The organism is Chryseobacterium sp. PCH239 (assembly GCF_018924625.1).
Classification (GTDB): Bacteria; Bacteroidota; Bacteroidia; order Flavobacteriales; family Weeksellaceae; genus Chryseobacterium; species Chryseobacterium cucumeris.
Genome location: NZ_CP073027.1, coordinates 4849708 through 4871284, shown reverse-complemented (window position 1 = coordinate 4871284; position 21577 = coordinate 4849708). Strand labels below are relative to the sequence as shown.

The following is a 21577-nucleotide window of genomic DNA, read 5'->3' as shown; positions in this document are numbered from 1 at the left end:
CAAAGTTAAAAGTACTTATTTAAAGATAACCGAGTTGGCCAATTCAATTTCTTCTTCGTTAATAGAATGTCCAAAATTGGCATATACTTTTTCTGTTACCTCCGCATTCATTTCTCTTAAAATATTAGCTGTAGCATATACTCTTTCTACCGGAACATGAAAATCAGGATTGCTGGTTCCCAGGAAAACCGGAGTCCCTGCAAAATCACCTTTATAATTTTCACGGTTGATTTTATCTCCAATCACGCCACCAATAATAGCTGCCGCTCCACCGAACTTCTGAGCATTGCGGGCTAAAAATTCAAGGGTAAGACAGGCTCCCTGGGAAAATCCGAAAAAGTATATATTTTCAGGTTTTATTCCTGCATTGACGGCTGCTTTTACAGTCTCTTCAACCATTTCAAGAGCTGATGATAACCACGGCTCGTTTTGTTCCACCGGAGCTATAAATGAAAAAGGATACCAGGTGTGATTCAAAGCCTGTGGGGCTAGCAGCGCATAGTCTTTTACATTCAAATGCTGGGATAAACTCAGAATATCCTGAGCACTTCCTCCGCGTCCGTGAATCATGATCAAAGCTTTTTCCGCCTGATTTAAGGGTATTCCTGCTGTTTTTATATTTAAAGTATGACTCATTATTTCTATCTGAATTTTTCTGTTGGATAATCGATTTTGGGAAGAACTTCTTTCAAACGTTCTCTTCTTTTTTCAAACTGTAGCGGCAATTGCAGATCTTCACCTAAAAATGCGGCTTCTTCATCCACGTCGAACCCTGGGCCTGAAGTTGCTATTTCAAACAAAACGCCTCCCGGTTCTTTAAAATATACGGAAGTAAAATATTTTCTGTCTTTCACTTCGGTATGCTCCAATCCGTATGCGTTGAGTCTCTTTACCATTTCCAGCTGGGACTCTGCGTCGGGAGTAGCAAAAGCCACATGATGAACGGTACCTCTTCCTGCTAAACCTTTTAAGGCATTTGGGGTAGAAAGCAGATCTACATATTTTCCCGGCATGTTGTCGGTTCCCAATCTCAATCGGTCAGGGCTTTCTTTGATTACTTTATGATCCATCTGGGTCGTCAGAAGTGCTGCTGTTCTTTCATAGGCATCCTGCCAGATTTCCACATGATGAATTCCTTTGATGGCATAATCTTTTGGAATATAACCATTGTAATATCCTTTTCTTTCGTCTTTATCATTAAAAACCAATTCCAGTCCCAGTCCGTCAAAATCTTCCAGGTAAATGAAAACTTCATCAGAAAATCTTTGCTGCGGCTGTTTGAAGGGAATATTAAACTGCTCCAGACGGTTCATCCAATAATCCAGGGCGTCTATAGAAACTGAAAAAGCAGTGGTATTAAGCATTCCTTTGCCATGTCTGCCATTAATCAGATCTTTACCATAGGGAAAAGTAGTCATAATCGTTCCCGGTGTTCCGTATTCGTCGCCGAAATAAAAATGATAAACATCCGAATAATCAAAATTAACCGTTTTTTTGACTAAACGAAGTCCTAAAACTCCTGTATAAAAGTCTATATTTTCCTGTGCATTGCCCGTAATTGCCGTAACGTGATGCAATCCTGTGATAAGTTTCATTGTGATAAAATTGTTAATTGGTTATTATAATGGAGGCGAGATTTCGGGGTTCGGGATTCGAGTTGATAAGTTCGAGAATAACTTTATTCATCTTCTGTTTTTAGCTCAAGATTCTCAAACCCTCTTCCCCTCAGACTCTCAAACTCGAATCTCAAAAACCCGAATCTCGAAAACCCGCATCCCGACTCTCAAACTCCCTACAGTTCTTCCTTCAACCATACATCATTATATTCTTCCGGATGACGCTTAAACTGTGCGTGAACATAGGGACATAGCGGCAGAATCTTTAAATCGTTTTCTCTTGCGTAGGAAACCAGTCTTTCCAGTAAAATTTTGGCAAAGCCTTTTCCTTCATATTCCGGATTTACTTCGGTATGGTAAACGGTTAGTTTTTTTCCAATCACTGATATGTCCATTTTACCTGCTTTATGATCGTCTGAGAAAAGCTGAATCTCTCCTTTTCTTCCTTCTAAAACTATTTCTGTTCTTTCCATTTTTCTTGTTTTTAATTGTTAATTCAAAATTAGCATCTTTATAAGTTCTGACCGATGACCTATGATAAGTTCGGCAATACTCCTTCTATTTTCTCACGCATTCCTTCGTATTGAACAGGAAGTTTAAGGTTGGTTCCCAACTCTTCCAAAGGCTCATCTACAGTGAATCCAGGATTATCGGTTGCTATTTCAAACAAAACACCACCCGGCTCACGGAAATACAGTGAGTAGAAATAATCTCTGTTGATTTTTGGTGTGATGCTTAGTCCTGCGGATAAGGCTTTCTCACGATATTCCATCAAAACATTATCATCTTTTACTCTGAATGCAATATGGTGATTGGTTCCAGCTGCATTTCTACCTGCCGGAATGGTATCATTTTCAATAATATCAACAATATTAGCGGTATCAATAGCATCAGTTGCTAATCTGTATCTTTCTCCCTCCTGTTTCTGCAAATCATATCCTAAAATATCGGTCAGAACTTTAATGGTAGGATCTGCTTTTTTTAAGGTTAGAGTGACATTGTGAAAACCTTTTAATGCATTTTCATCTTTGATATCATCCGTGGTCCATACTTTTCTGTTGTCTTCAACTAATGGTTCTATCAACTGTAACTGAAGTCCGTCCGGATCTTTAAAAGAAATCATCTTTTCTCCGAATATTTCGCCTTCTTCCGTGGTTACATTAAGGTTTTGTAAATGGTTTTTCCAAAAGTCAAGACTTCCTTTGGGTACAGAATACCCGATATGAGTAGCCATTCCGCTTCCATTGGTTCCTTTTCCTATTCCTTCCCACGGAAAGAATGTAAGAATGGTTCCCGGAGTTCCGTTTTCATTTCCGAAATAAAAATGATACGTTCCCGGATCATCAAAGTTTACGGTTTTCTTTACCAGTCTTACGCCTAAAACTTTGGTATAAAAATCTAAATTTCTTTTGGCGTTGTCTGCAATAGCAGTAATATGATGCAGACCTAAAATTCTATTGTCCATGTCTTTTAATTTTGATGCTAAATTACAGTGAACAGAAATCCTGTGCATTTAACTAGTTTAATAAATGCAAAACTCTCTTTTTGGAAACACATTTAAATTATTTTTTAAACATCCAACAACCAACCTTTACACAATTCTCAAAAAATTCAGTTTATTTTATGTTTTCCACAACCCCAATTACCGGTCAATTTCTATAGTATTTGAATTAAAAAGCATAAAAAATCGATAAACACTTTAAAATAATCAAAAAATAAAAACACATAAAACACTGAATTAAATACAGTTAATCCATTAACAATAATTTAATATTTAAAAAGCCTACTTTTTAGTGGACTAATAAAAATTATATTATATATTTGCAAACGTATTCAGGAAATAAGACAAAATGAAGGCAGAATTAAAATATAATTCAATTAAGAAACATAACATCAAAAATATGATGAAGGATATGTGTATGCCTATACATCAAGAATACTGTGGTTGACCTTACTTTTATTTAGATATATTTTCAAAGGCTTTACCACGTGGTAGAGCCTTTTTTCATTGAACACAACAACATTAAAAACATAAAAATGAGCAATTCTAAAAACAAATGGTTAATTCCATTGGCGTTTACAAACATCTATGTGATATGGGGAATTACGTTTTTAGCTATTTCATTTGGCTTAAAAGGATTTCCGCCATTCATTCTTTCGGGGTTAAGATTTCTGGTTGCCGGAATTCTGATGATAGGTTATCTTCTGTCTAAAGGGGAAAAAGCAAATTCTCTGATCAACTGGAAGAAAAATGCCATAACCGGTATTCTTATTCTTACCGGAGGAACCGGGCTTGTTGCCTGGGGAGAACAGTATGTAACGGCTTCCGAGGCGGCCATTTCTATTGCAACAGGACCATTTTGGTTCATTGCTATCGATAAGAAAAACTGGAAATATTATTTTTCGGATAAATTCATTCCGATAGGATTGATTATCGGTTTCGTAGGGCTGATTATGTTTTTAAAGGGCAGTGTAAATTCTAATACCCATGCATTGGCAGATGGAAACCTGCGTATTACTGCGTTTGTGGTATTAGGACTAAGCTCCATTGCCTGGGTATTGGGTTCATTATATTCAAAGAAAAATCCGGCTTCCCAATCTACGTTTATGAATATTGCCCAACAGCTTATCGTAGCGGGATTAGCCTCTTTTATTATCGCCTTTTTCAGAAGTGAATGGACTGATTTTTCAGTTTCTGCGGTTCCATTATCGGCATGGTTTGGGGTTCTATTTTTGATCTTCTTTGGATCGATAGTCGCTTATTTGTCGTACATTTGGCTTCTGTCCGTAAAACCCGCTGCTTTGGTAAGCACCCATACCTACATCAATCCTATTGTAACCGTGATTGCAGGCTGGATTGTTGCCCACCAAAGCATCAATGGAGGTCAGCTGTATGGTTTATTCATCATATTGCTGGGAGTACTTCTAACCAATGTCACCAAGTATTTCAGACTTTCAAAACGGGCCAAGGTCAAAATCAGAAGAGTAAGGAGATTTTTAAACAGAACGGGCAGAAGATATCAGCCTATTTAAAAAGTATATAAAATCAGAATGATAGAAATCAGAAACATATCAAAAACATTTCATCAGAAAAAACAGTCTTTCAAAGCACTGGATAAGGTAAGTCTTACTATAGATAAAGGAGATATCGTAGGAATTATCGGTTTTTCAGGTGCAGGAAAAAGTACGCTGATCCGTACCGTAAATCTATTGGAAAGACCGGATGAAGGACAAATTATTATTAATGGAAAGGATTTTACAAAGCTCAGTTCCCAACAACTGGCTGAGGAGCGTAAAAAAATCGGGATGATCTTCCAGCATTTCAATCTTCTTTCTTCAAGAACTGTTTTTGATAATGTAGCGCTTCCTCTGGAACTGGATCATACCAGCAATGACGAAATCAACAGAAAAGTAAACGAACTCCTGAAGATCGTAGGCCTTGAAGATAAAGCCAATGATTATCCAAAAAGCCTTTCCGGAGGACAGAAACAAAGAGTCGCGATTGCAAGGGCTCTGGCCAATGATCCTCACCTTCTGCTTTGTGATGAAGCAACCAGCGCACTGGATCCGGCTACCACGCAGTCTATTCTGCAGCTTTTAAGAGATATCAATCAGAGACTGGGAATTACCATCCTTTTAATTACCCACGAAATGGAAGTCATCAAATCGGTCTGCAACCACGTTGCTGTGATCGACAAAGGAAAATTATTAACAAAAGGAACTTTAAGCGAGATTATTTCGGATAAAGAACACCCGATCATCCGCCAGTTCATCAATTCAGACATCATGACCCTGCCACAGGAACTCAGCAGCAGACTGCAAAAAGAACCAAAAGAAGGTTTATTTCCGCTGGTCGAAATAGAACTTAACGAAAACATCAGTGTTGAACAGATTCTTTCAACACTATACAGCCAATATAAAATCCCTTATAAATTGTTAAAGGCAGATGTAGAATATTTTGGAAATTCCAATTTCGGTAAACTACTTTTACAGCTTCAGGGTGAAGCGGAAGAAAACCAGCAGGCGATCTATTATTTCAACCAAAATAAAATTCAAAATACAGTAAAAGGATATGCTTAGTGATACGGTAATTGCCCTTTTGGCAAAAGGAACCTGGGAAACGGTTTACATGACATTTTTATCCGGATTCTTTGGATTTGTACTTGGACTTCCGGTAGGAATCATGTTATTTTTAACCAGAAAAGGACAACTGCTGGAAAATACCGCCTACCATAGAGGATTATCTATTCTGGTTAATATTTTCCGTGCTATTCCCTTCATTATTCTGATTGTATGGATGATTCCTTTCACAAGAATTCTTGCAGGAACTTCTATTGGAGTAAATGCCGCTTTGGTTCCTCTAAGTGTGGGAGCTGCCCCTTTTATTGCAAGACTTGTAGAGAACAGCCTTATTGAGGTTCCTCATGGTCTTATAGAAACAGCAAGAGCTCTGGGTGCTTCTCCATTACAGATTATCAGAAAAGTTTTGCTTCCTGAAGCACTTCCTTCATTAATCAATAATGCAACCATCACTTTGATCACCTTAGTAGGTTACTCTGCAATGGGTGGTGCTGTAGGAGCTGGCGGACTTGGACAGGTGGGTTACCAGTACGGATATATCGGATATGATATTGTTATTATGAATACCGTTTTGATTCTGCTTGTTCTTTTGGTTTTCATCATTCAGTTTATGGGCGACAGATTGTCAAAAAGATTTGATCACAGGTAGTTTTTGGGTGAGAGAGTTTGAGAGTGGGTGTGTTTGAGATCCGGGGTGCGAGTTTCGGGATATGGGGATGAATGAGATCATTTTTTACTCTTTTGCTTCAATAGTATTTAAATAAAAAAATAGAATGAAAAAAATAAAGATTTTTGGTTTAGTGGCTGCCGGAATATTGCTGTTCAGTGCCTGTTCGGGAAGAAAGGATGATCCGAACTTTATCCGTGTCGGGATCACTTATGGCCCGGAGCAGGAAATTGCTGAAGTAGCTAAAAAAGTGGCTAAAGATAAGTACAATCTTGAAGTGGAACTGATCCCTTTCAACGATTATGTAGTTCCCAATGAAGCTTTGACTAACGGAGATATTGATGCCAATGCCTTTCAGCATATTCCTTATTTAACGGAACAGTCCAAGCAGAGAGGATATAACCTTGTACCTGTAGGCAATACATTTGTTTATCCTATTGTAGCCTATTCAAAAAAAATTAAAAACGTTGGTGAATTACAGGCAGGTAATACGATTGTTATTCCCAATGATCCTACCAACGGAGGACGTTCTTTACTGCTTCTGCAAAAAAGTGGCTTGCTGAAATTGAAAGATGGTGTGGGACTTCTTCCCAAAGTAACAGATATTACAGAAAACCCGAAACAACTGAAGATCATGGAGATCGAAGGTGCTCAGATTCCAAGAGTTTTGGATGACAGAGATGTTGTTGTAGGGGTAATTAATAATAATTTCGCAGCTCAGGCAGGGCTGGATCAGGAAAAACAAGGTATTCTTGTGGAAGATAAAGACTCACCTTATGTGAATGTAGTCGTTGCGAGACCAGATAATAAAAACAGCCAGAAAGTAAAAAACTTTGTAAAGGCCTATCAGTCTCCCGAAGTGGAAAAGAAAGCCAAAGAAATTTTCAAAGGAGGTGCGGTAAAAGGATGGGATTGATGAGTGAGAGGGTTTGAGGATATTAGAGTTGTGAGAGTGGATTCGGGTTTTTCTTTTTCACCTGATAACTTCTCTTCAGTTTTTTCGCATTTACACCTGCAATATTTAATAATAAGCTGTCTGCAAATGGGTGGGCAGTTTTTTTATTTGTGAATTTTTTATTTTCTCAATTTGAGATAATAAAATTTTTGTCTATTTTTGTTTTTAATCAAATAGAAAGGCATTATGTTAAAGAAAACCGTCATTATAAGTTTACTCACCTTTATTTCTGCTTCTTATATGGCTCAGACCAATACTACCATCCCCGTTTATTTAGATGAATCCAAACCTGTAGAACAGCGTATTCAGGATGCATTATCAAGAATGACACTGGAAGAAAAAGTGGCTATGCTTCACGCACAGTCGAAATTCAGTTCACCGGGTGTTCCGAGATTGGGAATTCCTGAATTCTGGACTACAGATGGCCCGCACGGGGTTCGTCCTGAAGTAATGTGGGACGAATGGGATCAGGCTGGATGGACCAACGATTCTATTATCGCCTACCCTGCCCTGACTGCTTTATCCGCAACATGGAACAAAAAAATGTCATGGAACTATGGGAAAGCGTTGGGTGAAGAAGCCCGCTACAGAAAAAAAGATATTCTTCTGGGACCTGGAGTTAATATTTACAGAACTCCACTGAACGGAAGAAATTTTGAATACATGGGTGAAGATCCTTATCTGACGTCCAAAATGGTAGTTCCTTATATTAAAGGTGTGCAGTCTAATGGCGTAGCAACTTCTGTAAAACATTTTGCCCTAAACAATCAGGAAATGTTCCGTCATACAAGCAATGTGAATGTGGATGACAGAGCATTGTATGAAATTTACCTTCCTGCCTTTAAAGCAGCGGTAACAGAAGGTGATTCGTGGACGATCATGGGAGCTTACGACATGTATAAAGGCCAGTATGCCAGCCAGAATCAATATCTTTTAAACGATATTTTAAAGAAAGAATGGAATTATAAAGGCGTAGTGGTATCCGACTGGGGTGCTGTAAACAATACAGAACAAGCTATCCACAATGGTCTTGATCTTGAATTCGGTTCATGGACCAACGGACTTTCTGCAGGAACTAAAAATGCCTATGACAATTATTATCTGGCAAAGCCTTATCTTGATTTGATTAAAGCAGGAAAAGTAGGAACTAAAGAATTGGATGACAAAGTAACCAGATTACTTCGTCTTGCCTATAAAACAACAATGAACCGTAACAAGCCTTTCGGAAATATTGCTTCCGAAGAGCATAAAGCGGTTGCCAAAGAAATCGGAGAAGAAGGAATTGTTCTATTAAAAATCAGGGAAATGTTCTTCCGATTGATGTTAATAAGGCTAAAAAAATAGCGGTTATCGGAGAGAATGCCATCAAAATAATGACTGTTGGCGGTGGTTCTTCATCTTTAAAAGTGAAATATGAAACACTTCCTTTAGACGGAATCAAATCCAGATTCGGAAAACAGGTAGATGTACAGTATGCAAGAGGGTATGTGGGCGATATCGGAGGAGAATATAACGGAGTAAAATCCGGACAGGACTTAAAAGACACCCGTTCTGAAGCTGAATTACTGAATGAAGCAGTAGAACTAGCTAAAAAATCAGATTATGTCATTTTTGTAGGGGGGCTGAACAAAGCAGATTTCCAGGACAGTGAAGGAAACGACAGAAAAAGTTACGGACTCCCATATAATCAGGATCACGTGATTTCTGCTCTTGCGAAAGCGAATAAAAACCTTGCTGTGGTTTTAGTTTCAGGAAACGCTGTGGCAATGCCTTGGATTAAAGACGTTCCGACGGTTGTGCAAGCCTGGTATCTTGGATCCGAAGCCGGAAATTCTATTGCAGCCATTTTAGCAGGAGATGCCAACCCATCAGGAAAGCTGCCGTTTACCTTCCCTGTAAAACTTGAAGACAATTCCGCCCATCAGCTGGGAGAATATCCGGGACAGAAAGATGAGCTGGCTGCAGGAAAAGGAAAAGACCAGAAAAATCCCATCAATATTACTTACAATGAAGGCATTTTTGTAGGATATCGTTGGCATGACATGAAGAATATAAAACCTCTTTTCAGTTTCGGACATGGATTGAGCTATACGACTTTTGAATTCGGAAAGGCAAAAGCAGACCAGACTACTATTTCACAGGACGGTAAAATTACATTTACAGTAACCGTTAAAAACACAGGTAAAAAAGCAGGAGCTGAAGTGGCCCAGCTTTATATCAGTGATTTAAAATCTTCTGTTCCACGCCCTGCAAAAGAGCTGAAAGGTTTTGAAAAAATATATCTGAATCCGGGAGAACAGAAAGAAGTGAGTTTCACTATTGATAAAACGGCTTTAAGTTATTTTGATGCTCAAAAACACGATTGGGTAGCTGAACCGGGAGACTTTGAAGCACAGATTGGAAATTCTTCCGATGCTATTAAAACCAAAGTAAAGTTTACCCTTAAATAAAACTGAGATTTAAGAGTATAAACTCTATTTATAATTATTTGATAGAATGCAAACAGATCCCTGATTGGGGTCTGTTTTTTTTAATTTTTCACCCAAAGATCACAGAGATTTCACAGATTTTTATAGACAATCAAGAATTTACCTTACTACTTCTAGCTTCTAGCTTCTAGCAAAAAATAAAAAGCAGATTCCAATTGGAAACCTGCTTTCATTTTTATCTAACAATTCCTGAATTATTTTCCACCGCCACCGTTTTTCTCTACGTCGGTTTTTGTATTTTCTTTTACTTTCTGGTTTCCAAAACGTTTTACAAAAGTAAGGGAAACACCGTACCAGTCCCATTTTGAGTACTCTCTGAACGTTCCGTCCGGGCTATAAGTTGTGTTATCACCATAAGGTCTTTTAAAGATATTCATCAGCTGCATGCTTAGTTCCATCTGCGTTTTCGGGAATATTTTGGTCACTGAAATATTATGGAAAACATTGGTATTATTCGCATAAGAGTTTCCGTTATTCTGGTTGGCCAGTTCTACCCATGCACTCAGATTAATATTTTTATTGAAAAGATTCGTATAAGATACATTGGCAGAAGCTCCCCAATAACTGATATAGTCTTTACCTCTTAGATCATTCTTTTGGTTGAAATCCTTATTATTAATGTAATACCATCCGAATCCGGCATTCACATTCAGTTTATTTTTCAGGAAATTCTGGTTGGTATTCGCAAAAAGGTAATATTTTTCAACCTTTCCATCGAAGTTCCCTGGCAGTGAAACTGTTCTTCCGTTTTCCGTAACATAAGTTGTCCAGTAATCCTGATTCGTATGCATATATCTTGCAGAGATAAAGTATTTTTTCAGGATTCCCAATTTCAGATAAAGCCGGTCATTAGGATTGGGATTCAGATAAAGATTTCCTCTGGAATAGGTTCCGTTAATTTCAGGAACGAGGAAAGGATTAAATTCAGAATACCAAGGTCTCCATATGCTTCGGTTATAGGTAAGACTTAAGTCAAATTTCTCTGAAAAATTATATTTCAGCAATAAATTGGGAAGAAAGGTTCCGTATGAATCTTTTCTCTCTGTGCCTGCAACATCCTGCCTTACTTTATAATCAATGTATTCATAACGTACTCCGATTCTTGTTTCCAGTTTTTTGAAGAATGTCTTACTATAGTTAACATATAAAGAGCTCAGATTATCCTCATAATGAAAGGTATCATTTCTCGCAAGATTGTAAAATTCTGAGTTACTATTATTCATACTGAATCCATACAGACTATTAGGAATAACATGGTTGTTAATTTCCGTTTTCCCTCCTACTTCCATCGTACCGCCGGATTTCCCTAAAGGCTGTGTATAATCTACTTTCAGATAATAATTACGCATCTGATTTGAACTGATAACTCCCAGCTGCTGATTTGAGCTGCCGGTTTGATTATGAATTTGTTTATCAATTAAATTGTCATTGTCATTGCTGGAGTAATTGGTTCCTAAATTAATATCTAAAATTCTGTTCTTTTCTTTATCATAATATTTATAGAAAGCATTGGTTCCCAGGTTACGGTTGAATCCCCATGTATTCTGAGTCTGAAGAAAAGAATCTCCAGGCTCTCCGTTATTGAAGATCATTCCATTAGATTCAGACAGAGACAAATTTCTGCTCTGTGAATACTCTGCTACAAATCCTATATTATTTTTATCATTCAGTTCAAATTCTGAAGTGGAAGAAATAGACGGACTTTCGTTTCTCATCACATTCTCCAAATTAAACTGAGTCAGTTTATTTGTTGCATAACGGTTATCCCATGTTTGAGTCTTTTGTACATAATTTCCGCTATTGTAGCCTCCTATAAAGGTTTGGGTAAACCTTTTCTTATGATAGTTCAGGTTGAAATTCGTGTATTGTGAGTTCTTCGTACTTTGTCTGTTGTTGAGGGAGATGCTTCCTTTTATCCCTTCGTCATCTCTTTTTTTAAGGACAATATTGATCACGGATCCTGAAGTTTCATAACGGGAAGACGGGCTGGTAATCACCTCAATTTTCATCAGGTTATCAGCTGGAATTGTTTTAAGATATTCCTTCAATTCTTTCCCAGTAAAAACCGATTTCCTGTCATTGATGTATACCGTTACCATTTGCCCTTCGGCTTTTACCTCATCATTGTTATCAATACTTACCAAAGGCGTCATTCTAAGAACATCCCATGTTGTGTTTCCTGCCAGAATTGCACTATTGGCTACATTGAATACAGTTCTGTCTATTTTCGATTCTACTGTTGGTTTTCTGGCTACCAGAGTAACAGCTTCGATTTCTTTTGCATTTCCCTTTACAGTATCGTTGGCTGCCGGAGCTGGAGCTTGCTGAGCTATTGCTAATGAGCCTGTTAATAGTGCTATTGGAAATAATAGTATTTTCATGTGAAATTATAGTTTTATCTATAAGACCACTAACTCCATAATTTCGTTACATCAAAAAAGAAAAAAATTAAAATAAACACTTAATTACCAACAAGATACCAATACTGAATTTAAACATAAATTCAAAAACACTACACATTATTCAATAAAAACAAGTAATATAAATCACATTTATAATAATATTCTTAAAAAAGTATTTTAAACATAATTTCAATTTAACTTAAAAATGTTTTAAAATCCACCATAATTACAGGAATATTTTACTACCAATGTCTAAAATCAGTTTTTATTTAAAAGAAACCCCATAAAAAAAAGCCAGGATCTCACCCTGGCCGCTAGCAATAGCAAATTTACAAGGAATAATATTAAAAAATATATGCTAGTTTACATTTTCAAAATAATGGATAACGCCTACTTCCGGCAAACGAAGCGGGTCTTGATTAAAATCTGACTTTTTATTTTTACTGCTTTCCAGAAAAGAATTACTGAAAAGCGCATAAGAAGGCTGTTCTGCCACTCCGTTTTTTAAAAGCTGATGGGCTTCCACAATTGTTTTTCCATATAATTTTCTGAAGTTTCCAATATTGTACTGTGAAAAGGAACCGTAATGAACAATAAACTTGAGAGCCAGATCAATTTTCGTACTCAAACTCTTACTCAACTCCTCTATCTTCCTGTTGAACGCACTTCTCATCTTCCACAACATGGTTGAAATACTCTGGTAGGATGGATTTTCATCATAACGGTAAAATAAAATGGCATCTCCCTCAATTTCGGAAATTTCAAAATACTGATCGTTCACATCAATCAGTGTAGACAATAATTGTCTCACAATATACTCGCCTGTGTACAATTTTGTATTGAACACAAATTCGGTAAATCCGCTGAAATCCGGAATGAGAATAATCCCCTCTTGTATACTTGTCTTCATAATGATAATGGATTAAAAACCAGCTTTAGCATTACAGACGAAGCAGGCTCAATTTTACTTTATCATTTTTAAGACAAAAAAAGAATTCTGTGGAAATTTTACTTCTATTTTTTAAACAACAATCATCAGGTCCTTATCATATCCATTATATTTTTCGTCAATATAGCCATGAGGATTGCAGATAATTTCTGTTTCTCCGATTTTATATCTTACGGGAGTATGAATGTGCCCGTGAATCCAGTATAAGGGTTGGTACTCTTTAATTACATCTTCCAAATCTGAAGCGTAAGCCGCTGTTAACGGATCTTCTTTGTAATGTTCAGGAACAGATTGTATACTGGGTGCATGATGGGTAACGACAATATTTTTAAATTCTTTTGAGTCTTCAAGACTTTCTTTTAGCCATTGTTTTGAAAGCTGATGAATTTTAAAGGTATCCAAAGTTCTCATTTTCGAATAAGAAGGATCTCTTTTGATCATCTTATAATCATTCATTTTGGGCTGACAAAGCATTCCGTACTGAACAGGATTTCCAAAGATGGAAAAATCAGTCCACAGCGTTGCCCCGTGAAAACGAATTCCCTCAATATCAACATGTGAATTTTCAAGCACATGAACATTGGAGTTCGACGCCGCCTCTTTGATCTTATGGAGTGTTTTAGGGTAAGAACCTTTATAGTATTCATGATTGCCCAAAACATAGATTACAGGTTTATTGGGTATTGCTTCTTTAATCCATTCAAATCCTTTGGTCCCCAGATTGATATCACCTGCCAGCACCACCACATCTGCGTGATCAAAAACATAATTCCGTACTTCCAAATTCCCGATGAAGATCGCTGATGACCTGTATTTTCATGATATATAGTAAACAGCAAAGGTAATAAAGGGAAACAGAATAGCAAAAATCAAAAAAAAAGAACCGGCACCTAAGCACCGATTCCTTCCTCATATAGTTTGTATATTTTTAAGGCCGCCTGTTATGAAACGGCTACTTCTGCCTGCTTCACTTTTACGCTTTTCAATATAAAATAAAATAACATTCCGAGAGCCAGTAAAGCGTAACTGATCAAAATAATCAGATTTAAGCTTCCCACTGATAATTCTGACGGAAAGATCTGACTCATTAACGTCATGAATGACAATCCGATACCTGCTCCCAGAAAGTAACTTGTAGAGCTCAGACTTGATGCCAATCCGTAATTTGCAGGTTCCACATCCTGGATTCCCATCACTGAAAGTGCGGTAAAACAAAACGTCATTCCAACTCCGGAGATACATGCAGCTCCCAATAAAACTACGGTTAGCGGATGTCCTGCATAAACAGAAATCAGCAGCAATAATCCTCCGGCCAGCATAAATGACCATCCTAAAACACCCATTTGAGAGGAACTCAGACGTTTTGATATGTGCGGCAAAATGAATTTGGCCGTTAACGCAGACAGAATACTGAAGGGAACAAGCATTAACCCTGCAGAAGCAGCGCTGTAGCCCATATCTTTCTGAAGCATCAGTGAAATCAGGAATAAAAACCCGATAAAAAACGCTCCCAGAGTAAAAAATACCGCATTGGAAACTACTAAAGATCTATGTTTAAACAGTTTTAAATCTACCAAAGGCTCTGCAACGGATTTTAAACGGTAGTACACCATAACAAGCAGTACTAATGCTAAAACCAAAGAACCAGTTATCAGGAAAGGCTGTTCTTTAATATGAATCAATTCATGCGTTCCGTAAGTCAGACTTAAAAGCCCAAGGACCATCAATATTCCTGAAACCATATCTGTTTTCTGAGCGGTTTCATTTTTCTCATCTGCCGGCAGATAATAGTACGACAACACCAATGTAATTAAAAGAATAGGAACATTGATCAGGAAAACCCAATGCCAGCTCAGGTAAGTACTGATAATTCCTCCTACTGAAAGACCACTACCTGAACCAATGGCAGCAAATGAACTGAAAATTCCGATAGCACGGTTTCTCTCCTGTTCCCCTCTGAAGGTATTGGTCACAATGGATAATGCTGACGGCATCACTAACGCTGCTCCCAATCCCTGCAAAGCACGGAATATAGCCAGCACTTCAAAGTTTTGAGATAATCCTGCTCCTAGTGAAGTAAGCATAAAGATCAATGCTCCAAGGAGAAACATTTTCTTTCTTCCAATCTGATCGGAAAGCTTTCCTCCAATAATCAGAAATCCTCCAAAGAACAGTACATAAAGCGTCTGCAGCCACTGAACCGTCTCTGCTCCAATCTGAAACTGCTGCTGAATAGAAGGAATGGTCAAATTAATAATGGCAATATCCAACGCCTCTACAAATGTTCCTACCGATGCTAAAATTAATATTAAATTCTTCCTTGTACCCATGTTTCAAATTTCCTGCAAAATTAAAATTAACAGAACGTATTTGAAAATTTAACCTTAAATTTGGAACAATATTGAATATTCCAAATATTTAAAAGAACAAAACACCTGATCTACCAGAAAAAACCTATAAAAACAGAACAAAATGGCAACTGAAAACTATATTCCTGATGAAAAAGACTTATCTATCCTCCGTCTTCTTCAGAAAGATGCGAAGATGAGTATCCGTGATATTTCGGCCAGGATCAATTTGAGTCCTACACCTACGCATGAGCGTATCAAACGTATGGAAAAACAGGGAATCATTAAAGAGTATACTGCTGTGGTTGACCGTAAAAAGGTTAATAAAGGGATGATGGTGATCTGTATGATCGCTTTAAATGTTCACAACAAGAAAACTGCGGGAAAATTCATTGAGGAAGTGGGCAGATTGAAGGAAGTGGTAGAATTTTACAATATCAGCGGGGATTTTGACTTTATGCTGAAGATCCTTGCTCCCAATATGGATGAATTTCATGAGTTTTTCGTGAACAAATTATCAGAAATTGAAGGAATCGGCCAGACGAAGAGCATTTTTGTCATGAACAGCATTAAGGAAAGTGTGCAGATTATTTAAGCTAAAAAGCAGCCGCGTATTGTACATGGCTGCTTTTTTCTTTTCAACGGAATATTCCGGATTAGCTTATTGTTTATTTCCAGTAATTCCAGACTGAGCCGTCAAATACCGCCAGTGTTTTACTGGTTGTATCATAGCACATCATTCCCGGATATGGATTTTTTACATTAAAATGCGGCGTGGCTATCTGAGGAAGAATCATCGCTTTATTCTGAGATTCCAGCACCAATACGCCGTCAGCAGAACTTGTAGCTTCACCCATAATCACTCCCTTCCCTATTTCAGCAGAGTTATTAGCAGCAATTGCACTTGAACTTCCGGTATCTGACAAGGATTTCCACGCATCATTTTCGTAGACCTTCACTTTATTATCTGTTACATCAAAGATGAATGTTCCGTTCACCAGAGATCCTGCAGGAAATCCTGAGGTAGCGGGAAGAATTAAACCTTTTGTATTTCCTGATGTATTATCAAAATCTAATATCGTACTGCTTCCATCTACAATCTGTTTACCAATCGCTACTTGCGCAAAAACTGAATTGAAAACGATTAAAGCAACTGCTATACCTATATTTCTTATATTTTTCATACTATTTATCGGTTAGATTAATCATTACAGCTTCTTTGTACACAGTTCCACTCAGTTCCGTTATAAAGCTTCACACATTTATCCTGAATATCATACAGAAGCATTCCTTCTTTCGGTTCTGCGATGGCATCTCCGGGCTGTGGCGTCTGGCTTACATGCTGAACTCTGGTAATCACAAAACCTTTATTTTTTGATTCCATAGCCAGAAATCCATTAGGAATATTTTCAGGCCACGAATCGCTTTTCTGCTGTACGGTAATTCCGAATTTTGTATATCCGTCAGGGGTTCCTGAAATGCCGGGTTTTGTACAAAATCCATCGATCTCATCAATAATCAGGGGTGCATTTCCACAACTTGTTTTAGCTTCAGACAATCCTTCAGGCCAAAGAGAGGGACACATTGCTTTTGTTGCATTTGGTCCACAGAAACTGGAATTCCCCATTCCTAGTCCTATTACGGATCCCATGACAATAGCTACGATCTGGCTGTCATCACTGATGATGGAAGCTCCTCCTCCGCCACTTACGTCTGCTTTTGCAATACAGTACGCTCTCCCGGTAGGAATACCTACATATTCAACAGAAGGATAGGTGGTAGACTGTTGGGTAAATGTTCCGCAAATCTCTACCACACTGCTTGTTCCCATTTCAATAACTGAAGTTGTTCCGGGATAAAAACCACCAAATGACGGATCTTCCTGAATCACTGATCCTACAAGGGATAGAAAAGATTTCGCTCCTAATGTAATTTTTGAATTCTTCTGAGATCCGAAAGTTCCTACTTTCACTGTTCCTGTGGATTTAACACTTGCACCATCACCAATTTCCAATACTCCATCGACCTGGATACTATTGGATTGCAATTGTCCGGATTGAATAATAAGGGTTGCTCCGTTCGGGATGCTGATATTGGTAGTCACACTGAGGGTTCCGTTAAGACAATAGGTATTTCCGCTTGTGAGCGCCTGTCCGGTGTAAGGAATACACTGGGCATAAGCCGTTGTACTGAAGACGAACATTAATAAAAAAGATAATTTTTTATTAATGTTTAAAAAAAATAGGTTATTCATACACATTTATAATACTTTAATAAATTATTATTGTTTAAATAAAAAATATTTAAATTTTCAACATTATCGACCCCACTAACAACAATTAACATACCAAACAACTGTTTAATTTTTTCGTTTTTATATGATATTTAAACACTATATATGACTGCCAAGGCTATCAAAAAACACTTATAATTGTTACACCACAACAAATTACACTCTTCACATCGCCCCTATATTCAACAGAATTATTTTCTGGATTTTATTTTTCAAATGGTATTTTCTTTCCATGTTTAATAGAAATAATTAGGCATTTATTGATATAGCAAATACATCTTTCATACAAACACATCCTCAAAACATAGCCTTTTTTTAACCTTAGCTGTTTTTAACTGAATACAACAATAGATAATCTGAATAACAGACGTCCATTCAAATTCACATTAAAAACCGTAAATTTGCAGCATGAATAACGATACGATATGTGCACTGGCTACGGCCAATGGAATAGGTGCTTTAGGCATCATCCGTGTTTCAGGAAATGAAGCTTTATCTGTGGTTCAGAAAAGTTTTCCGGCCAAAAATCTGGAAAAACAGAAATCTCACACCATTCATTACGGTTATTTTATGGATGAGGAGGAAGCTATTGATGAGGTGATGCTTTCTATTTTCCTGGCTCCGAAAAGTTTCACCACTGAGAATTCTGTGGAGATTGCTTTTCACGGCTCTCCGCATATCGGAAAACGTATTCTTGAAACCCTGATCAAAAGCGGGGCGAGAATGGCTAAAGCAGGGGAATTTACCCTTCGTGCTTTTATCAATGGCAGAATTGATCTTTCTCAGGCAGAAGCGATTGCTGATGTCATCGCCTCTGAAAATGAAGCTTCGAGAAAAGTAGCCATCAACCAGCTGAAAGGAGGAATCACCAATGAAATCTCTGTATTGAGGACTGACCTTTTAAATTTCGTTTCCTTAATTGAACTGGAACTTGATTTTGCAGAAGAAGATGTGGAATTTGCAGACAGAAGTGCCCTAAGCGGATTACTGGATAAAATTGAAGTCAAATTAAATTCGTTGATTGAAAGTTTCCAATACGGAAATGCCATTAAAAACGGAACTGCGGTTGCCATCATTGGAAAACCGAACGCTGGAAAGTCTACGCTGCTGAACTCTCTTTTAAAGGAAGAAAGGGCGATTGTGAGTAATATTGCCGGAACAACGAGAGATACCATTGAGGAAGTTCTTCATATTAAGGGCCATGCTTTCCGATTAATTGATACTGCAGGACTGCGTGAAACAGTTGATGAAATTGAAGCAATCGGAGTAAAAAAAGCTAAAGAAAAAGTAGAAAACGCCAATATTTTAGTGTATCTGGCAGATGCTGCTACCGAGGATTTTTCTGAGGATATTGAAATGATCCAGTCTCTTTTGAGAGAAGATCTGAAACTGATTATCTGTGCGACAAAAATTGATGAAGTAATTCCTACCAAATATGAAACAGTAGAAGATATTTTCAGAAGTGCTATTTCTCACGAATTTGATTTTATCAAAATCTCAGCAGTTGAAAATCAAAATATTCAGGATCTGAAAAATGAACTTTCTTCGTATGTGGAACATTTAAAAACTGAAGAAAATAACGTTGTCATCACTAACCAACGACACTTTGAAGCCTTGAGAAAATCGATGGATGCCGTTCATAAAGTGAAAGAAGCGATCTCTTTCCAGATCTCTACAGAATTACTGGCGTACGAGCTTAGAAATGCACTGGAACATCTTGGTGAAATCTCCGGAGAGGTGACCAATGATGAGGTGCTGGGGAATATTTTTTCTAAGTTTTGTATCGGAAAGTAACTATTGCAAAATATACAATCGAAAAACCTGTATTAAAACACTGAAAAGCCTTATTTATAGGGCTTTTTTCTTTTTTGCAAATATACGTTTCTTTTGCGTTGTTTTGTTATAATCGGTACAAATTTGTACCTTTGTTGTACCTCAAACGAAATTTTACATGGATTTCGATTTTTTTAGGTTTTTTGGTTGTCACTTTTACACAATATTAAAAACTTTAATACAATTTGATGCAAAACAAAGTGAAATGAGTAGCAGAATAAAAATACAACGTATTTGCGAGTATTGTAGTAAAGAATTTACTGCAAGAACTACTGTAACAAAATGTTGTTCGGATAATTGTGCTAAACGTGCCTACAAAGCACGTAAACGTGCGGAGAAAATAAATGTTTCTATTACTGAAACACAACAAATTAAAGAAAGGCGACATGAGGACTTAAGAACGAGAGAATTTTTAACCGTTATGCAAGTTTCAAAATTAATTGGTTGCTCAAAACAGAATATTTATAAACTCATCAATACAGGAAAGTTAAAAGCAACTAATATTTTAATAAAAAAGACAATTATAAAACGTTCGGAAATTGATAAATTATTTAATACACCAAAACAAGAGCAGGAAATTATAAAACCGCTGGAAGTTTCAGAATGTTATACAATTTCGGAAGTACAGGATAAATTTAAAGTTTCTCAATCTGCATTGCAGAATATTATAAAAAGAAATAATATTCAAAAAATGAAAGAAGGAAAGTTTGTATATGTTCCTAAGGTAATTATTAATGATATTTTTAAGTAAATCAAAAGATAAAAAAATGATAACCAAAGTTACACTAAGAGATAAGCTTATTTCTAAGGGGCGTAAAAGTCTTTATTTAGATTTTTATCCAGCAATACCACATCCAAAAACTGGGAAGCCGACTCGTAGAGAATTTTTAGGGCTTTATGTTATTGATAAAGCTAGAGCAGTAATAGATAAGCAGCATAATTCTGAAACGATAAAGATTGCTGAAAGCATAAGACAAAAACGAGAAAACCTTTTGAATAAACCTGAGATATACAGCGAGTATGAAAAGCAACAACTGAAAATTAAAGAACAAGGAGAAATAAATTTTGTTGAATATTTCCAAAAGTTGGCAAATAAACGTAAAGCAAGTAATTATGATAACTGGATTTCTGCGCTTTATTATCTCGAAACGTTTACTAATGGGAATTTAAAATTTGTCGACCTTAACGAATCTGTTTTAGAAGATTTCAAAGATTTTCTACTAACCACCAAAAGCAAAAAAAGTGATAAAGCAATTCTTTCTCGGAATTCAGCAGTTTCATATTTTAACAAAATCAAGGCAACACTAAAACAGGCTTTTAAAGATGGGATTTTACAAACCGACCTCAATGCTAAAATTAGCCCCATAAAACCCGAAGAGACCCGAAGAGAGTATCTTACTATTGAAGAACTTAACGAATTGGTAAAAACGCCTTTTAAAAATGATTTGTATAAACGGGCAGTATTATTTTCTGCATTGACAGGATTACGATTTTCAGATGTGAAAAAAATGGTTTGGAGGGAGATGGAGTATATAAATGGACAAGGCTACTTTATTAATTTCGATCATAAAAAAACTAAAGGTGTTGAAGTCTATCCAATTTCAGAACAAGCATACAATCTAACGAAAGGTAGTGAAAACCCCAAAGAGATGGAGCAAAACAAAAACGTTTTTGAGAATCTAACTTATTCAGCTTATCACAACAAACAATTAGCAAAATGGATTTTAGAAGCTGGAATAACAAAAAAAATATCGTTTCATAATTTCCGCCATACGTTTGCAACTTTACAACTTTATAACGGAACAGATATTTACACAGTTTCCAAAATGTTAGGACATAAAAATTTGAAAACAACGCAGATTTATGCTAAAATAGTTGATGAAAAGAAGCGAAATGCCGCAGATAAAATAAAATTAGATTTGTAAAATTTAAAATCATTAAGACA

Annotated in this window: 18 protein-coding genes and 1 pseudogene; 9 read left to right on the top strand and 10 right to left on the bottom strand. The window is 36.8% G+C overall.

Annotated features, from left to right (window positions below):
- Nucleotides 1-15: 15 nt before the first annotated feature.
- From KBP46_RS22385 to KBP46_RS22370, 4 genes are all read right to left on the bottom strand, one after another.
- Nucleotides 16-636: an alpha/beta hydrolase gene (locus KBP46_RS22385; RefSeq protein ID WP_123279667.1), complete on the bottom strand. Its 621-nt coding sequence runs from the start codon at nt 634-636 to the stop codon at nt 16-18.
- 5 nt (nt 637-641) lie between these two features.
- Entirely contained in the window at nt 642-1595 is a 954-nt protein-coding gene (locus tag KBP46_RS22380; protein ID WP_216444224.1) for a VOC family protein, read from the bottom strand.
- 197 nt (nt 1596-1792) lie between these two features.
- The gene (locus KBP46_RS22375; RefSeq protein ID WP_047433770.1) at nt 1793-2089 is read right to left on the bottom strand and encodes a GNAT family N-acetyltransferase; all 297 of its coding nucleotides are present in this window, start codon (nt 2087-2089) and stop codon (nt 1793-1795) included.
- Nucleotides 2090-2148: 59 nt separating this feature from the next.
- A complete protein-coding gene (locus KBP46_RS22370; RefSeq protein WP_120232232.1) occupies nt 2149-3081 on the bottom strand; it encodes a ring-cleaving dioxygenase in 933 nt (310 codons plus the stop codon).
- 572 nt (nt 3082-3653) lie between these two features.
- On the opposite strand from KBP46_RS22370, the gene KBP46_RS22365 reads away from it, so the two are divergent.
- The 5 genes and pseudogenes from KBP46_RS22365 (at nt 3654) to KBP46_RS22345 (ending at nt 9768) form a co-directional block, all read left to right on the top strand.
- Entirely contained in the window at nt 3654-4649 is a 996-nt protein-coding gene (locus KBP46_RS22365) for an EamA family transporter (protein ID WP_123279670.1), read from the top strand.
- 18 nt (nt 4650-4667) lie between these two features.
- The gene (locus KBP46_RS22360) at nt 4668-5696 is read left to right on the top strand and encodes a methionine ABC transporter ATP-binding protein (RefSeq protein ID WP_216444223.1); all 1029 of its coding nucleotides are present in this window, start codon (nt 4668-4670) and stop codon (nt 5694-5696) included.
- The gene (metI, locus tag KBP46_RS22355) at nt 5689-6345 is read left to right on the top strand and encodes a methionine ABC transporter permease MetI (protein WP_120231802.1); all 657 of its coding nucleotides are present in this window, start codon (nt 5689-5691) and stop codon (nt 6343-6345) included. Before KBP46_RS22360 ends, metI begins: the two co-directional genes overlap by 8 nt.
- A 124-nt stretch (nt 6346-6469) precedes the next feature.
- Entirely contained in the window at nt 6470-7279 is an 810-nt protein-coding gene (gene metQ / locus KBP46_RS22350) for a methionine ABC transporter substrate-binding lipoprotein MetQ (protein WP_123279673.1), read from the top strand.
- A gap of 279 nt (nt 7280-7558) precedes the next feature.
- Nucleotides 7559-9768, top strand: a pseudogene (locus KBP46_RS22345) (glycoside hydrolase family 3 C-terminal domain-containing protein).
- 233 nt (nt 9769-10001) lie between these two features.
- On the opposite strand, the gene KBP46_RS22340 reads toward KBP46_RS22345, so the two are convergent.
- From KBP46_RS22340 to KBP46_RS22325, 4 genes are all read right to left on the bottom strand, one after another.
- The gene (locus KBP46_RS22340; RefSeq protein ID WP_216444222.1) at nt 10002-12188 is read right to left on the bottom strand and encodes an outer membrane beta-barrel protein; all 2187 of its coding nucleotides are present in this window, start codon (nt 12186-12188) and stop codon (nt 10002-10004) included.
- Nucleotides 12189-12567: 379 nt separating this feature from the next.
- Entirely contained in the window at nt 12568-13119 is a 552-nt protein-coding gene (locus tag KBP46_RS22335; RefSeq protein WP_216444221.1) for a DUF2652 domain-containing protein, read from the bottom strand.
- Between the two features lie 111 nt (nt 13120-13230).
- Entirely contained in the window at nt 13231-13941 is a 711-nt protein-coding gene (locus KBP46_RS22330) for a metallophosphoesterase (RefSeq protein WP_253297111.1), read from the bottom strand.
- Between the two features lie 158 nt (nt 13942-14099).
- Nucleotides 14100-15488 carry an MFS transporter gene (locus KBP46_RS22325; RefSeq protein WP_216444220.1) on the bottom strand — a complete coding sequence of 463 codons (1389 nt, stop codon included), beginning with the start codon at nt 15486-15488 and terminating at the stop codon, nt 14100-14102.
- A 142-nt stretch (nt 15489-15630) separates the two neighbouring features.
- Between KBP46_RS22325 and KBP46_RS22320 the strand changes: the two genes are divergently transcribed.
- The gene (locus KBP46_RS22320; protein ID WP_062672121.1) at nt 15631-16101 is read left to right on the top strand and encodes an Lrp/AsnC family transcriptional regulator; all 471 of its coding nucleotides are present in this window, start codon (nt 15631-15633) and stop codon (nt 16099-16101) included.
- A 73-nt stretch (nt 16102-16174) separates the two neighbouring features.
- Here the strand turns inward: KBP46_RS22320 and KBP46_RS22315 are convergent, their stop codons facing one another.
- Entirely contained in the window at nt 16175-16690 is a 516-nt protein-coding gene (locus tag KBP46_RS22315; protein WP_216444219.1) for a hypothetical protein, read from the bottom strand.
- 17 nt (nt 16691-16707) lie between these two features.
- Entirely contained in the window at nt 16708-17709 is a 1002-nt protein-coding gene (locus KBP46_RS22310; RefSeq protein WP_148045412.1) for a hypothetical protein, read from the bottom strand.
- A 498-nt stretch (nt 17710-18207) separates the two neighbouring features.
- Here KBP46_RS22310 and mnmE point away from each other — a divergent pair, with 498 nt between their 5' ends.
- The 3 genes from mnmE to KBP46_RS22295 all read left to right on the top strand — a co-directional run bounded on the left by mnmE (nt 18208) and on the right by KBP46_RS22295 (nt 21557).
- On the top strand, nt 18208-19593 hold the full coding sequence (gene mnmE / locus KBP46_RS22305) for a tRNA uridine-5-carboxymethylaminomethyl(34) synthesis GTPase MnmE (protein WP_216444218.1): 1386 nt from the start codon (nt 18208-18210) through the stop codon (nt 19591-19593).
- A 157-nt stretch (nt 19594-19750) separates the two neighbouring features.
- Nucleotides 19751-20383: a helix-turn-helix domain-containing protein gene (locus KBP46_RS22300; protein ID WP_253297110.1), complete on the top strand. Its 633-nt coding sequence runs from the start codon at nt 19751-19753 to the stop codon at nt 20381-20383.
- Between the two features lie 16 nt (nt 20384-20399).
- Nucleotides 20400-21557 carry a site-specific integrase gene (locus KBP46_RS22295; RefSeq protein ID WP_216444217.1) on the top strand — a complete coding sequence of 386 codons (1158 nt, stop codon included), beginning with the start codon at nt 20400-20402 and terminating at the stop codon, nt 21555-21557.
- Nucleotides 21558-21577: the final 20 nt, after the last annotated feature.